Below are 14097 nucleotides of genomic sequence, written 5' to 3'. Positions count from 1 at the left end.
GTGCGTGCTGTTCTGCGGTACTGCTCCGCGCTGCCGTCGGGGGGCTATCTGGAGTTGATCTCCACGATCGTCCAGCGCCCGTCGCGGAGTTGAGCGGTGACGGAGAGCTGAGCTGCGGCCCTGTTGGCGGCCTTCCCCTCGCGTTCGTAGACCTGGTCCAGGAAGACGAGCAGGTGGGCGCTCTCGTCGGTCAGCCTGGTCACCCCGGCCCGCACGACGTGGGTGGTGAGGGTGAGTTTCTGGTCGGCCGCCTGCTTCTCCACCTGACCGAACAGCGCCGCGTACTGCTGGAGCGCCTTGCCGGCGAGGAGTTGCTTCGCGGCCTCCTTGGTGACGCCGGTGGCATCCGGGCTGTAGGAGAAGACCTTGCCGAGCGCGTTGGTGACGTCTCCCGCCACCCGGACGGTCGCCCCGCTGTCGGTCAGCGCCCTGTTGGACGTGGCGGGCGTATCGCGCAGTTGACGTCCCGCCGCGAAGAGCCCGCCACCCGCTACGAGCAGCGCGACGACCAGGACCCCGGCCGCCACGCGCAGCGGGCGGCGGCGCGTGCCGGGCGCCGGTCCGTCCTCAACGGCCCCGGCGTCCGCCGCGGTGACCTGCCCGAGCTCGCCGCCCGGTGCCTCGTCCGCCGTGGCCTCGGGCCCGCCGGCGCCCTCCGGATCCGTGCCGGTGGTCACGACCGCCGCCCCTCCCTGCCGCTTCATGTGCCGCTCCCGACCGCTATCGCCGTGAGCGCCTTGACCTTCCAGCCGCCGGCGGTCCGGGCGAGGGTGGCTTCGAAGCGTTTGCGTTCGGTGCCTCCCTTTCCGGTGCGCGGGGTGACCTGGACATCGACGGTCGCGATCATCTCGGCGGTGCCGGTCCGCTGGTCGAGGGCGGTGAGCGCCGCGTCGGTGACCTTCCCGCGCGCCGTGGAACCGGACTTCGTCAGCTCGTCCGCGTCCTTGGTCCGGGTGCGTGCGAGCTGTTCGTGGAGGGGCCCGGTCGAGGAGTCGAGCCATGTACCGAGCCCCGCGCCCACACTCCTGGCGGACTTCCCGTCCAGGCTGTTGAGCCGCGCGAGGTGCAGCTTCCCGTCGGCCAGCGCGGCGTCCCGGCTCTTGGCGTAGGCGAGGTCGTCGTCACCGCGTGCCTGTGCGTACGACCAGCCGCCGAGTGCGCAGATCAGTACGGCGGCGAGCAGGACGGCCCAGCCGCCCAGTGTCTTCGTACGGGGCGTCATGCGCCGCCTCCTTGTCCGAGGCCCAGCAGACCGGCCATTCCGCCGGTCGCCGGGGCGGTGTCGGCAGGTACGCCGAGCGCTCCGGGCAGCCGGTCCTGCGCGTCGTCGGAGAGGAGCATCGAGCCCGGCTTGGCCGGCGGTGGCAGGGCCCCGCCCTTCGGGGCGTTCGCGCTGCCGCGGACGTTGATGCCTGTTCCGGGTGACGAGGCGCAGCGGGCCCTGGTGTTGGCCGCGGGGCCGGCCGTGACGTCGAGTCCGTTGCGATAGGTCGTGCCGCCGTACCCGGCTGTGCAGGGGAGCGGCTCGAAGAAGGTGACCGACATGCCGAAACGGGCACCGTTCTCGTCGACCGCACTGGATCCCGCTGCCGCGACGGCCGGAAGCTTCACCAGGAGCTCCTCCAGTCCGCGCTGCCGGGTGACGGCGATGTCCGACGTCGTGAGGAGGTTGGCGACCACTACACCGAGGCTCGGATCCAGGTCCCGCAGGAGTCCGCTGATCTGGCCGGTCGCATCGGGGGCGACCGCGATCAGCTTGCGCAGATCGGTGTCGGAGCCCTTCAGCTCGGCAGCCAGTTCCTTGGCGCCCGAGGCGAATCCCTTGAGTGCGTTGCCCTGTTCGGCCTGCGTGCGCAGCACGGTCTCGCCGTCGATCATCAGCCGCGTGTTGACGGGCAGAGCGTCGTCGGCCGCCTGGACGAAGTCGCTGCCGGTGTCCAGCAGCACCTGAAGGTCGTCACCGCGTCCCTCGAAGGCGGTGCCGAATTCGTCGACCACCGTGCGCAGCGATTCGAGGTCGACGGAGCCGGCGAGGTCGTCGACGCTGGTGAGGACGTCGGTGACGGGCGCCGGAACGGTCGTGTCCGCCTGGTCGATGACGGACCCGTTCGCCAGGTACGGCCCGTCGGTGCGGGCCGGCCGCAGATCGACGTACTGCTCGCCGACCGACGACAGGTTGGCGACGACGGCCTTCAGCGCGTCCGGGATGGGCGGGGCGTCCTTCTCGATGCGCAGTTCGGCCTCCACCCCGTCATCCGTGAGTTCGATGGGCCCGACCCGGCCCACCGAAACGCCCCGGTAGGTGACGTTGGAGTGGGTGAACAGGCCGCCGGTCCGGGGAAGCTGGACCTTGACGGTGTAGTAGCTGCGTATGCCGACGTAGTGGCCGAGGTCGGCGTAGCGCACTCCCAGATAGCCGAGCACGAGTACCGCGATGATCAGGAACGCGATGTTCTTGAGCCGGATCGCCAGGGTGATCATCAGTTGCTCCCCTTCGTCGTCGAGGTGACCGGGGGAAGGGGCAGCGGGAGGACCGAGCCGGACTTCTGGGCCGTGCTGCCCCCGGCCGCCGGGGGCGTGGTGCCGGCGGGGACGAGCGGCGGGATGATCTGTGTGCCGGGCATGGCCGTCACATCCAGGTAGACGTTGAGGTAGTCGCCCTTCACCCCGCGCAGCACCTCGTCCGTGAACGGGTAGGTGAGCAGCACCTGAAGGGAGTCGGGCAGGTCCTGGCCGGAGTCGGCGAGGGACTGGAGGGTGGGGGCGAGGGCCTTGAGGTCGGCGACCATGTCGGCCTTGCTCCTGTTGACCGTGTCGACGGCGACGGTGGAGAGGGTGTCGAGCGAGCGGAGCATGGTCATGAGCGAGCCGCGTTGCTTCTCCAGGACCTTCATGCCGGGACTGAGCCCGGTGAGGACCGTACCGACGTCCTGCTTGCGGGTGGCGAGGGTGGCGGAGAGCCGATTGACTCCGTCGAGGGCGTCGGTGATGTCCTCCTTGTGCCCGTCCAGGTTCGTCACCAGGGTGTCGACCCGCTTCAGCATGGAACGGACCTGCGGTTCCTGTCCGGCAAGTGCCTTGTTGAGTTCGGTGGTGATGGTCTTGAGCTGGTTGATGCCGCCGCCGTTCAGCAGCATCGACAGCGCCCCGAACACCTCCTCGACCTCCGGGTTCCGGTTGGTGCGGGTCAGCGGGATGCGATCGCCGTCGGCGAGTGCCCCCTGGGCGGTGCCGGCGGCGGGCGGGGAGAGCTGGATGTACTTCTCGCCCAGGAGGCTGGACTGTTCGAGGTGTGCGTAGGCGTTGGCGGGCAGTCTGATCTTTCCGTTGACCCGCATGGTGACCTTGGCGTTCCAGCTCCCGGAGACCAGCGCGATCTTGGTGACACGGCCGACGGCCACGTCGTTGACCTTGACCGAGGACTGCGGGGCGAGGCTCAGTACGTCCCCGAACTCGGCGGTGATCTCGTACGGGTGGTCCCCCAGATCCGCGCCACCGGGCAGGGCCACCTGGTCGATGCCGGTGAAGGTCGGCAGGTCGACCGTGGTGACGACCAGGGCCAGGCCGACACCCACCGCGAGTACGGCGGCGACGCCGGTCACGCGGGCGCCGGGTCTGCGCAGGACGCGGCTCATCGCTTCGCCCCCTTCTTCTGCGTGGCGGTCTTCCCGGGGGTGCCGTAGACGGTCCCCACGGCGGGCAGCGGCAGTGAGGGCAGGGCCTTCTGCCGTACGGCGTCCACCGGCGTGAGTCCGGCAGGGGCGGCGGACCCCTCGGTGAGCGGCCCGCCCATGGAGAGTTCGTTGAGGTTGGTGCGGCCGTTGAGCGTGCGGTTCAACGGGTCATAGGCGTTGAGTACGTTGCCCGCGGCGAGCGGCAGGGTGTCCAGGGACTCGGCGAGCGAGGCACGCTGGTCGACGAGGGTCTGGGTGATCGGCACCAGGGCGTCCACGTTCGCTTTGAGGGCGCCGCGGTTCTTCTGGATGAAGCTCTTGACCTGGCCGAGGGCGGTGCCCAGTTCCTTCAGTGCGGCGCTGATGTTCGTCTTGTCGTCGGCGAGGAATCCGGTGACGGAGTTGAGTTGCTGTTCGGCGGCGCGGACGTGGCCGTCGTTGTCCTTCAGCATGGTGGTGAAGGTCTGGAGGTAGGACAGCGTGTCGAAGAGGTTTCCGCTGCTCTTGTCGAGGGTTTTCGTTGCCTTGCCGAACTGCTCGATGGAGTCCCCGATCGCCTTTCCGTTGCCGTCGAGATTCTCGGCGCCGGTGTCGAGGAGCTTGGCCAGGGCGCCGTTCGCGTTGGCCCCGTCGGGACCCAGCGCGGTGGAGAGTTCGGTGATGGAGGCGTAGAGCTGATCGACCTCGACCGGGGTCGCGTTCCTCGCGGCCGGCAGGACGGCCTCGTCCGCGAGTACCGGTCCCCCGCCGTACGCGGGGGCCAGTTGCACATACCGGTCGGCCACCAGGCTGGGGGCGACGACGACGGCGTGTGCGTCCTTGGGCACCTTGACGCCCTTGTCGACGCGGAGCGTGACCCGGACCTCCGTGCCCTTCGGCTCGACGCTCTCGACCTTGCCGACCCTGACGCCGAGGATGCGCAGGTCCGATCCGGCGTACACGCCGGTGGCCTGGTCGAAGTAGGCGGTGACGGTCGTCGTTCCCTCCTCGTCCATGGCCATCACTCCGGAGGTGGCTGCGACGGCCACGACGGCGAGGCCGGCGCCGATGCCGACGATGCGCGTGATTCTCATGTCAGCTGCCGCCTTGCTGCTTGGGTGGCATGCATCCGGTAGCCGGAGGAGTGCCGGCGGGGAGGTAGTCCTTGGGGACGACCCCGCAGACGTAGTTGTCGAACCAGCGGCCGCTGCCGAGGGTGTTGCCGACGAGCCGGTTGTACGAACCTGCCAGCGAAAGCACCTTGTCGAGGCTCTTGCGGTTCTTCACCAGGACGGCGGTGACCCGGCCCAGTGAGTCCAGGGTCGGTTTCAGCTGCTTGTTGTTGTCGGCGACCAGTCCGGTGAGCTCGGTGCTCAGGCTCCGGGTGCCGGTGAGCAGCAGATGGATGGAGTCGCGGCGGGCCTGGATCTCTCCCAGGAGCAGGTTTCCGTCCTTCAGCAGGGTTTCGAAGCTGCTCTTCTTGTTGGCGAGTGTCCTGGTGAGCTGCTTGCTGCCCTTCAGCAGGGTGGCCAGCTGGGCGTCACGCTCGGAGACGGTCCGGGAGAGGGCGGAGAGCCCGTCGGCGGCGCTCCGCACGTCGGGGGGCGAGTCCTTGAAGGTGGCGGAGATCGTCTCGAAGCTCTTGGCGAGCTGTGCGGTGTCGATCTCCCCGATGGTCTCGCCCAGCCCGTTGAACGCCTGGGTGACGTCGTAGGGGGAGGTCGTCCGGCTCGCCGTGATGCGCAGGTCCGGGTCCTGGGGCCCGGTGCCGAGCGGGTCGACGGCGAGGTACTTGTCCCCGAGGAGCGTCTTGATGGCGATGCCGACGGTGGAGGAGTTGCCGATCCAGGCGTCCTTGACCCGGAAGCTGACCTTGACCTTGGCGCCGTCGAGGGAGACACCGGTCACCTCACCGACCTTGACGCCGGCGATCCGTACCTCGTCGCCGTCGCCGAGGCCGGCGGACTCGGTGAAGTCGGCGGTGTACGTGGTGCCGTCGCCGATGAAGGGCAACGAGTCCGCGCGGTAGGCGGCGAAGCCGACGAGGGCCAGGACGAGGAGGCCGACGACGCCGATGGCCACGGGGTTGCGTTCCCGCAGGGGTCTGATTCTCATGCCAGGCACCTGCTCGGTGTGGTGATGCCGATCCCCGTGGGCGGTGCGCTGCCGTCCTCTGTCGTCACACCGCTGACCTTGGCCTCGCAGAGGTAGAGGTTGAGCCAGGAGCCGTACGAGGCGAGGCGGCTGATCGCCTCCATCTTGGCCGGGGTCTTCGTCAGCATGTTCTCGATCTGCGGGGACCCCTTGTCCAACTGAGCAGACAGGCGGCCGAGTTGTCTGATGTCGTCCTTGAGCGGCTTGCGCCCGTCCTGCAACAGGTCGGCGGTCACCGTCGTGAGTGCGCCCATCGCCGTGACCGCCTCCCCGAGCGGTTTGCGGTCGCCGGAGAAGCCCGTGACGAGTTCCTGGAGCGTGTCGACCAGGTCGTCGAAGCCGGCCTCCCGGTCGTTCACGGTCTTCAGGACCGTGTTGAGGTTCTTGATCACCTCGCCGATCACCTCGTCCTTGGCCGCGACCGTGGTGGTCAGGGATCCGACGTGCTGGAGGATGCTGTCCACGGTGCCGCCCTCGCCCTGGAGCACTTGGACGATGGAGCCGGCGAGCTGGTTGACGTCCGGCGGGGACAGCCCTTCGAAGAGCGGCTGAAAGCCGTTGAAGAGCTGGGTCAGGTCGAGCGCCGGGGTGGTGCGGGAGAGCGGAATGGTCTCTCCGGACCGAAAGCTCCTGCCGACCGGCCCCGCACCCTGGTCGAGGTCGATGTAGCGCTGGCCGACCATGTTGAGGTACTTGATCGAGGCGGTCACCGACGCGGGGAGCCTGCGCCCCTTGCGCACGGCGAAGCCGACCTCGGCGAGCCGCTTGTCGGCCACCTCGATGGACTCGACCTGTCCGACCTTGACCCCGGCGATCCGGACGCTGTCACCGACGATCAGACCGGTGGCGTCGGTGAACCTGGCCTTGTACGTGAGGGTGTCGCCGACTCCGGTGTTGGCGATGGACAGACCGAGGACGGTGGTGGCCAGGACGGTCACCAGGATGAACACGATCGATTTCGCGAGCGGACCCGCAAGGGAACGGCGCTTCACTTGAGCTTCACCTCCGCACCGCGGAAGGCCGGACCGATGAGCACGCTGCTCCAGTCGGGCAGGGTCTGCGGCTGGACTTTCAGTGAGGGAGCGACCAGCTCGTTGACGAGCCGGCTCTCCGCGGGGGAGTTGGGCATGCCGAGGGCGGCGTCCTGGGCCGCGGGCGCCGTGGCGGACTGCTCGTCGGCGTCCGCCCTGTCACCGGGAGCGACCGATCCGGCGCCCCGTCCGGCGGCGGTCGGCTCGGTCGCCCCTACGTACGGCACCGAGTAGCAGTGCGGCCCGCCGGTGGAGTCGTAGACCGGGGTGTCCTTGCCGGGCACGTACTTCCCCTTGGAGGCCACGGCCTTGACGGTGACGTGCAGACCGGGCTGGTCGGTGCCCTTGCCCAGCGCCTTGTCCATGGCGGGGACGAATCCGGCCATCGTGCGCAGGGTGCAGGGGAATTCGGCCGAGTACTTCGCCAGGAGTTCCAGGGTCGGCCGGCCCGTGCCGGAGAGCCGGATCAGGTTGTCCTTGTTCTCCTTCAGGAACGAGGTGACATCCTGGGCGGTGGCGGTCGTCGAGCCGTAGAGGTCGGCCAGCTCCGCCTGCTGCTCGGCGATGGTGCCGCTGGTGGTGGTGAAGTCGGTGAGGGCGTCCAGGATGTCGGGGGCCGCGTCCGCGTACACCCTGCTCACCTTGACGAGTTCTTTGATGTCGGCGTTGAGCGTGGGCAGCTGGGGGTTGAACTTCTGGAGATGCCTGTCGAGCGTGACGAGTGTGTCGCCGAGCTTCTCGCCGCGGCCCTGCAGTGCCTGCGACACCGCGTTGAGGGTGGCGGAGAGCTTTTCCGGCTGGACGGCGGTCAGCAGCGGCAGGACGTTGTCGAGGACTTCCTCCAGCTCGATGGCGTTGCTGGAGCGGTCCTGCGGAATGACGGCCCCGGCGCGCAGGGTCTGCGCGGACGGTACGGCGGGTGGCACGAGTGCCACGAACCGCTCGCCGAAGAGAGTGGTGGGCAGCATCTGGGCGGTGACGTCGGCCGGGATCCGGTCGAGCTTCCCGGGCTGGATCGCGAGGGTGAGGCGCGCCCCCTCGCCGTCGACGGAGATGTCACGGACCTGCCCGATCACGACGCCCCGCAGCTTCACGTCGGCGTTGTCGTGCATCTCGTTGCCGACGCTTCCCGTGCGCACGGTGACGGTGGCGTCGTCGGTGAACTCCTTCTCGTACACGGCGACCGACACCCAGATGAGCAGGGCGGGCACGAGCAGGAAGGTGACGCCCGCAAGTCTGCGGCCGGCCGTGCGTGTGGTCCGGTTCCTCATCAGCCGGCCACCTTCACGGTCGTCGTGGCGCCCCAGATGGCGAGCGACAGAAAGAAGTCCGTGACGCTGATCAGCACGATCGCGTTGCGCACCGACCGGCCGACCGCCACCCCCACCCCGGCGGGTCCGCCGGAGGCGTGGAAGCCGTAGTAGCAGTGCGCGAGGATCACCATCACGCTGAAGATCAGCACTTTGAGCACCGACAGCAGGACGTCCTGTGGAGAGAGGAAGAGGTTGAAGTAGTGGTCGTAGGTGCCTGCCGACTGTCCGTTGAACAGGACGGTGACGTAGCGGGAGGCGACGTACGAGGAGAGCAGCCCGATCGCGTACAACGGGACGATGGCGACGACCCCGGCGATGATCCGGGTGGTGACGAGATAGGGCATGGAGCGCACGCCCATCGACTCCAGGCCGTCGATCTCCTCATTGATCCGCATGGCGCCGAGCTGGGCGGTGAAACCCGCGCCGACGGTCGCGGAGAGGGCCAGTCCGGCGACAAGGGGGGCGATCTCGCGGGTGTTGAAGTACGCGGAGATGAATCCGGTGAAGGCCGCGGTGCCGATCTGGTTGAGGGCCGCGTATCCCTGGAGGCCGACGACGGTTCCGGTGGCGAGGGTCATCGCGATCATCACGCCGATGGTGCCGCCGACGACGCCGAGGCCGCCGCTGCCGAAGGCGACTTCGGCGAGGAGGCGCTGCACCTCCTTGAGGTAGCGCCGCAGCGTTCGCGGGATCCAGATCAGAGCCCGTACGTAGAAGGTGAGTTGGTCACCGGATCGGTCGAGCCAGCTGAGCATCGACATCGGTCAGCTCCCCTTCGCGGGGACGATCTGGAGATAGATCGCCGTGAGGACCATGTTCACGAAGAACAGCAGCATGAAGGTGATGACGACGGACTGGTTGACAGCGTCCCCCACCCCCTTCGGACCGCCGCGCGGGTTGAGCCCGCGGTAGGCGGCGACGATGCCTGCGATGAAGCCGAAGATCAGCGCCTTGATCTCACTGATGTACAGGTCGGGCAGCTGGGCCAGGGCGGAGAAGCTGGACAGATAGGCCCCGGGGGTGCCGTCCTGCATGATCACGTTGAAGAAGTAGCCGCCCATCGTGCCGACAACGGAGACGAGGCCGTTGAGCAGGACGGCCACCAGCATGGTGGCCAGGACGCGTGGCACGACGAGGCGCTGGACGGGCGAGACGCCCATGACCTCCATCGCGTCGAGCTCCTCGCGGATCTTGCGCGATCCGAGGTCGGCGCAGATGGCCGAACCGGCTGCCCCGGAGACCAGCAGCGCCACGATGATCGGGCTGGCCTGCTGGATGACGGCGAGGACGCTGGCGCCGCCGGTGAAGGACTGGGCGCCGAGCTGCTGGGTGAGGGACCCCACCTGAAGGGCGATGACCGCGCCGAAGGGGATGGAGACGAGGGCGGCGGGCAGGATGGTGACGCTGGCGACGAACCAGAACTGCTCGATGAACTCCCGCACCTGGAAGGGCCGGCGGAAGGTCTCCCGGCACACGGCCCCGGCGAGGGTGAACAGCTTTCCGGTCTCGCGCAGCGGGGCGAGCAGCCGGGTGGGCCGTCCGGCCTCGGGCGTCTTCTCCGGCACCCGGTCCGCGGGCGGCTCGGGGGGCCGCACCGGTGGGGGGGCCGTCATGGGCGCCCACCGCCCGCGGCCGGGCTGTAGCTGTTGAGGATGGCGGTACGGGCCGCCTCCGGCAGCTGTCCCATCATCGACATGACCCGCTCCCGGCGGCGCAGGGCGCCCTGCCGCACCGGCAGCCCCGGCGAGGGTTCCAGCTGCGGGACGACGGTGCGCGGGGCGTTGGCCGAACTGATGCCTCGCCCGTAGCCGTTGAGTTCCTCGGCGGCCAGGGTGGCGGCGTCCTTCTCCTCCGACATGCCGATGGGTCCTTCGCGGCGCCCGGCGAGGAACTGGGAGACGACGGGCAGATCGCTGGTGAGCAGCACCTCGCGCGGCCCGAAGGTGACGAGGTTGCGGCAGAAGAGCATGCCCATGTTGTCCGGGACGGTGGAGGCGATGTCGAGATTGTGGGTGACGATCAGCATCGTCGCGTCGATCTGCGCGTTGAGGTCGATCAGCAGCTGCGAGATGAACGCGGTGCGTACCGGGTCGAGCCCGGAGTCCGGCTCGTCGCAGAGGATGATCTGCGGGTCCAGGACGAGTGCGCGGGCCAGTCCGGCCCGCTTGCGCATACCGCCGGATATCTCACCGGGCAGTTTGCCCTCGGCACCGAGGAGACCGACGATGTCGATCCGCTCCATGACGATGCGGCGGATTTCCGATTCCTTCTTGCGGGTGTGTTCGCGCAGCGGGAAGGCGATGTTGTCGAAGAGGGACATCGATCCGAAGAGTGCGCCGTCCTGGAACATGAGCCCGAACAGCTTCCGGGTCTCCATGATCTGCTTCTCGGGGCTGTTCACCATGTCGACGCCGTTGATGAGCACGCGTCCCTGTTCGGGCTTGAGCAGACCGATGATGGATTTGAGGAAGACGGTCTTTCCGGTGCCGGAAGGCCCGAGCATCACGCTCACTTCGCCGGCGGGCAGGGTAAGGCTGACGTCCTGCCAGATGTTCTGCTTGCCGAAGGATTTCGTAAGGCCTTCAACAACTACTTCGATTCCCATCGGCCCTCCCTCGACGTATCGGTGAACGAAGTCATCTGTCAGCGCTCCGGCTCTGAGAAATCCAATGGCGGCTCGTCACACATGCACCAGGAGGCGCACGTTATGTCCGCCGAAACCGCCAGGACAAGCCGTTGAACAGCGGAAATCGACGAATCAGGCACTACATGTGGATCACTTGTCACCGAGTGACAAAGCCGTTGGACGGCTTTGTCGAAAACTGCGCAAGATCTCCGGGCGGGTCGGGGTGCCGCCGGTCCGTGGAGGCCGGAGCCATGGGGCCCCGACTGCAGGCCGTTCGCCCCTGGCGAGCGCAATCGAGTCCAAGGCATTCCCGGTCCGAAATCCGGGTCGAAGGGGGTGCGACCTGGACTCCACGTACGTCCGACGAGCGATCGCGGACACGTTCCCGCGCTGCTCACCTGGACGCTACGACTCAGTAACCTACCTTCGCAATAGCGGTCCCTGAACTTTTTGCGCGGCCATCGGCAGCGGCATTGTTTTTGTAGGGAGGTGAGCAAGGCCCGACCCGGGCTTGTCGGCAAGTGAGTCTTTCCGCGGTACCCGTCACTCCCGCCCGTGCTCACTTCCTGAGGGAACGGCCCCACAACAATGCCCGCCCTGTCCGAATAACTCTCGGACGGGGCGGGCATCGGCCGCACAGCGGAAAGCGCGCAAGGAACGGAGCGGAGCACCGCAGCCTCCGCGCGCCCGCCGGCCCTACTTCACCGCGGAGTGCCAGTACCGGGAAAGCACCTTGCCGGCGTCGGGCAGGACAAGACCCGGTGCGGTGAGCGCACCGCTGTACGTCGACGCATTGTTGAGCGTGAGGTGGTTGTCCCCGGAAAGCGACGGCAGGCCCGTTTTCAGGTTCACCGCCCAGCTCAGGATTCCGGCCAGACCGCAGCCGGTGGCCTTCGGCACGTAGAACGTGGTGTCGCCCTGGGTGTTCCCGGTGAGCGCGAACCTCAGCATCGCACCCTCGTCGGCGTTGGGCGTGCCGTCACCGTCGAAGCGCTGGATGGCGACGGCCGGAGCGGTGGTGTTCTGCGGCCGCAGAATCACGGGGTCCGCGGCCGTGCCGATGTAGCAGTTGGAGCCGAGAAGCGGATTCTCCAGGTGGATGCGGACCGGCAGTTTCACGATCGGCTGCCCCGTACTCAGCCCGGCGAGCAGATTGAACTCGGTGGGTGTCCCGGCGGACTCCACCGTTGCCTTCACCTTGTTCAGACTGACGTCCGTGATCTGGTTGCAGACGGCGGTGACCACCGGGATGTCACTGGGACACATGAGCCCGAGCAGCCCGCCGGGGATGGTCGTCGGCGCTCCCACGAGGGCTCCGCCCGCGGGCGGAATGACCTTGAACGTGCCGGCGGCCGTGTCCTGGACGACTCCGAACTGCATGTCGTTGGCGCCGGTGGTGGCCACGGTCGTACCCAGTTTGATGGCTCCGCCGGGCGAGTAGGAGGACACGCACGACGCGACCAGGTCCTGGCCGTCCGCCGCGAGCATGGCCGGGTTGTCGACCGGGCAGCGGGAGAAGGGCGCCCAGTCCCCGTTCAGGTTCGCGGCGCTGACGGCGGCGGAGGCGGAAAGAGGAGTCAGCGGGATCGCGACCACCGCGGCGGCAACGGCGGCGAAGAGGCCGGTGCGCCATCTCTTCGGGACAGCTCTCATTACTCCCTCAATTCATGGTGGGCCGAGCGGAATGGAATGGTTCGGTTTCGGCGGAGAAGACAGCGGGACCGGCCGCGGTTCAGCGCTGCGGCTCGGGAATCTGAACCGGCTGGCTGTCCTCCGTGCACACGGTCGGCGAGTGCTGCGCCGCCGCACAAGGAGCCCCCTGGATCTGCTTCACGGCACCAGGGACGCCCGAGATGGAGGCGGTGAAGAGGTCGTCGAGGTCCTCACCCACACCACACCCCGAGAACGGCGGCACGGTGACCTGCCCGGTGAGCGCACCGCCGGTGACGAGTGTGTAGCCGGACTGGACCCCGTCCTTGAGGACCATCTCCCCCCGCAGGGGCAGGGCGAACGGGCGCTCCGTACGGCAGTTGGGGCCGACGTCCAGGGCGACGCCGTTGACCTTCACGTCGAACAGCCGGAGCCGGAGGTTCAGATCGATGGTCGTCGTGCCCACGCTGTTGCCGGGGCTGAGGATCGTCAGGTCGGAGTGGACGTTGGGCACCGGTTCGCCGTCCGGGCCGGCGGCCGGAGGAATCTGCGTCATCTCCAGTGTCGCTGTCGTCGGCATGAAGCCGAAGGTCAGGAACGTGCCCGTGGCAGGCGGCAGTTGCAGCTTGCCCTGGTAGTCGAGGGTCGCCGTCGAGTCCTGGAGCACATGGATCAGACCGTCCTGGAACTTGATCTGGGTCAGGCCCTGCTCGATCTGTGTGCAGGCGACCGGGAACAGTGTGGCGCTCTTGAGCTTGGGAACGTCCGCGTAGCCGGTGACGTAGGCGTTCAGGCTGAACTGGTCGTCCGGGTCACCCGTGCAGGGCGGCGCCTTCCCGTCCCGAAGGGCCTGCTTGCCCGGTTGTCCCACCTTCGGTGTCGCCTCGTCGGCATCGGAGTCGCCACCGGCCGCCCTTCCTTCCCTGGCCTCGGGGGGCTCCGGGGACGGCCATGCGGGATCCCCGGCAATCCGCACCGTTGCGAGTGTCAGGTCCTGGTCCGGGTCCGGAGTACACGTCAGGAGCAGGGCGGACGGTTCGGCGGTGACGTCGCCGGACGGCGGCGAAGTCACCAGCGCGGTCAGCTTCCCCGCGGTGAAGACGAGATCGCCGGAAGAACCCGCGGTCACCGAGGGAACGCCACCGGAGGAGGTGAGGGTGGGGTTCTCCGCATCCGGAACGGCCACCGGACCCTCGGCTGTCCCGATCCAGACCGTCTCGGCGGTGTGGTCGCCCTGCGCCACACCGACGGTCAGTTTCGTCTCCACCTCGACCTGTTCCGCCCCGACAGCAGCCAGGTCCGGCAGCCCCGCCTCGGGCAGGGTCAGTTCGGTGCTCACATCCGTGGGCCGAACGGGCTTGTCGACGGCACTGCCCTCCGGAACCGTCGCGGACACCCGCACAGTGGCCTTGGCGGCCCCGGAGGGAAAATCACAGCCGTACTGCACGTCGATACGAACGTCATGACCACCGGCGGATGCCTGGACACCCGGAATCATTCCGGCCACGAGGACCGCGGTCAGGACGGCTCCACCCCGCACTGTCGCACGCCCGCGACTGCGCCCTGCTGTCCCGCGCATCATCATCCTTCGTCATTCCCTCTCATCGACGGTGCAGACCGCACTGCAGGGTCACGCGGTGCGGTCTGCTGGAGCATCCGGCTGCCCGGCA

General features: G+C 68.3%; 13 protein-coding genes. All 13 read right to left on the bottom strand.

What is annotated here, in order from left to right:
- Window positions 1-44: 44 nt before the first annotated feature.
- The 13 genes from ABZ434_RS13395 to ABZ434_RS13335 all read right to left on the bottom strand — a co-directional run bounded on the left by ABZ434_RS13395 (window position 45) and on the right by ABZ434_RS13335 (window position 13925).
- Entirely contained in the window at window positions 45-704 is a 660-nt protein-coding gene (locus ABZ434_RS13395) for a hypothetical protein (protein WP_359135024.1), read from the bottom strand.
- Window positions 701-1222 carry a hypothetical protein gene (locus ABZ434_RS13390; protein WP_359135022.1) on the bottom strand — a complete coding sequence of 174 codons (522 nt, stop codon included), beginning with the start codon at window positions 1220-1222 and terminating at the stop codon, window positions 701-703. The genes ABZ434_RS13395 and ABZ434_RS13390 overlap by 4 nt, the downstream gene beginning before the upstream one ends.
- Complete coding sequence (locus tag ABZ434_RS13385; RefSeq protein ID WP_359135020.1) at window positions 1219-2481, bottom strand: MlaD family protein; 1263 nt, start codon at window positions 2479-2481, stop codon at window positions 1219-1221. The genes ABZ434_RS13390 and ABZ434_RS13385 overlap by 4 nt, the downstream gene beginning before the upstream one ends.
- On the bottom strand, window positions 2481-3635 hold the full coding sequence (locus ABZ434_RS13380) for an MCE family protein (RefSeq protein WP_359135018.1): 1155 nt from the start codon (window positions 3633-3635) through the stop codon (window positions 2481-2483). Before ABZ434_RS13380 ends, ABZ434_RS13385 begins: the two co-directional genes overlap by 1 nt.
- Window positions 3632-4747, bottom strand: a complete 1116-nt coding sequence (locus tag ABZ434_RS13375; protein WP_359135016.1) for an MCE family protein — start codon at window positions 4745-4747, stop codon at window positions 3632-3634. The genes ABZ434_RS13380 and ABZ434_RS13375 overlap by 4 nt, the downstream gene beginning before the upstream one ends.
- 1 nt (window position 4748) lies before the next feature.
- Window positions 4749-5768, bottom strand: a complete 1020-nt coding sequence (locus tag ABZ434_RS13370; protein ID WP_359135014.1) for an MCE family protein — start codon at window positions 5766-5768, stop codon at window positions 4749-4751.
- Entirely contained in the window at window positions 5765-6799 is a 1035-nt protein-coding gene (locus ABZ434_RS13365) for an MCE family protein (protein ID WP_359135012.1), read from the bottom strand. Before ABZ434_RS13365 ends, ABZ434_RS13370 begins: the two co-directional genes overlap by 4 nt.
- On the bottom strand, window positions 6796-8109 hold the full coding sequence (locus ABZ434_RS13360; RefSeq protein WP_359135010.1) for an MCE family protein: 1314 nt from the start codon (window positions 8107-8109) through the stop codon (window positions 6796-6798). The genes ABZ434_RS13365 and ABZ434_RS13360 overlap by 4 nt, the downstream gene beginning before the upstream one ends.
- Window positions 8109-8912 carry an ABC transporter permease gene (locus ABZ434_RS13355; RefSeq protein ID WP_359135008.1) on the bottom strand — a complete coding sequence of 268 codons (804 nt, stop codon included), beginning with the start codon at window positions 8910-8912 and terminating at the stop codon, window positions 8109-8111. The genes ABZ434_RS13360 and ABZ434_RS13355 overlap by 1 nt, the downstream gene beginning before the upstream one ends.
- Before the next feature lie 3 nt (window positions 8913-8915).
- Window positions 8916-9764 carry an ABC transporter permease gene (locus tag ABZ434_RS13350; protein WP_359135006.1) on the bottom strand — a complete coding sequence of 283 codons (849 nt, stop codon included), beginning with the start codon at window positions 9762-9764 and terminating at the stop codon, window positions 8916-8918.
- Complete coding sequence (locus ABZ434_RS13345) at window positions 9761-10756, bottom strand: ATP-binding cassette domain-containing protein (RefSeq protein WP_359135004.1); 996 nt, start codon at window positions 10754-10756, stop codon at window positions 9761-9763. The genes ABZ434_RS13350 and ABZ434_RS13345 overlap by 4 nt, the downstream gene beginning before the upstream one ends.
- A gap of 717 nt (window positions 10757-11473) precedes the next feature.
- A complete protein-coding gene (locus tag ABZ434_RS13340) occupies window positions 11474-12430 on the bottom strand; it encodes a hypothetical protein (RefSeq protein ID WP_359135002.1) in 957 nt (318 codons plus the stop codon).
- A 79-nt stretch (window positions 12431-12509) separates the two neighbouring features.
- Window positions 12510-13925 carry a DUF6801 domain-containing protein gene (locus ABZ434_RS13335; RefSeq protein WP_359135273.1) on the bottom strand — a complete coding sequence of 472 codons (1416 nt, stop codon included), beginning with the start codon at window positions 13923-13925 and terminating at the stop codon, window positions 12510-12512.
- Window positions 13926-14097: the final 172 nt, after the last annotated feature.

Source organism: Streptomyces sp. NPDC005761, assembly GCF_040630635.1.
GTDB lineage: Bacteria > Actinomycetota > Actinomycetes > Streptomycetales > Streptomycetaceae > Streptomyces.
The sequence above is the reverse complement of the archived record's forward strand: the minus strand, read 5'-3'. Positions and strand labels throughout refer to the sequence as shown.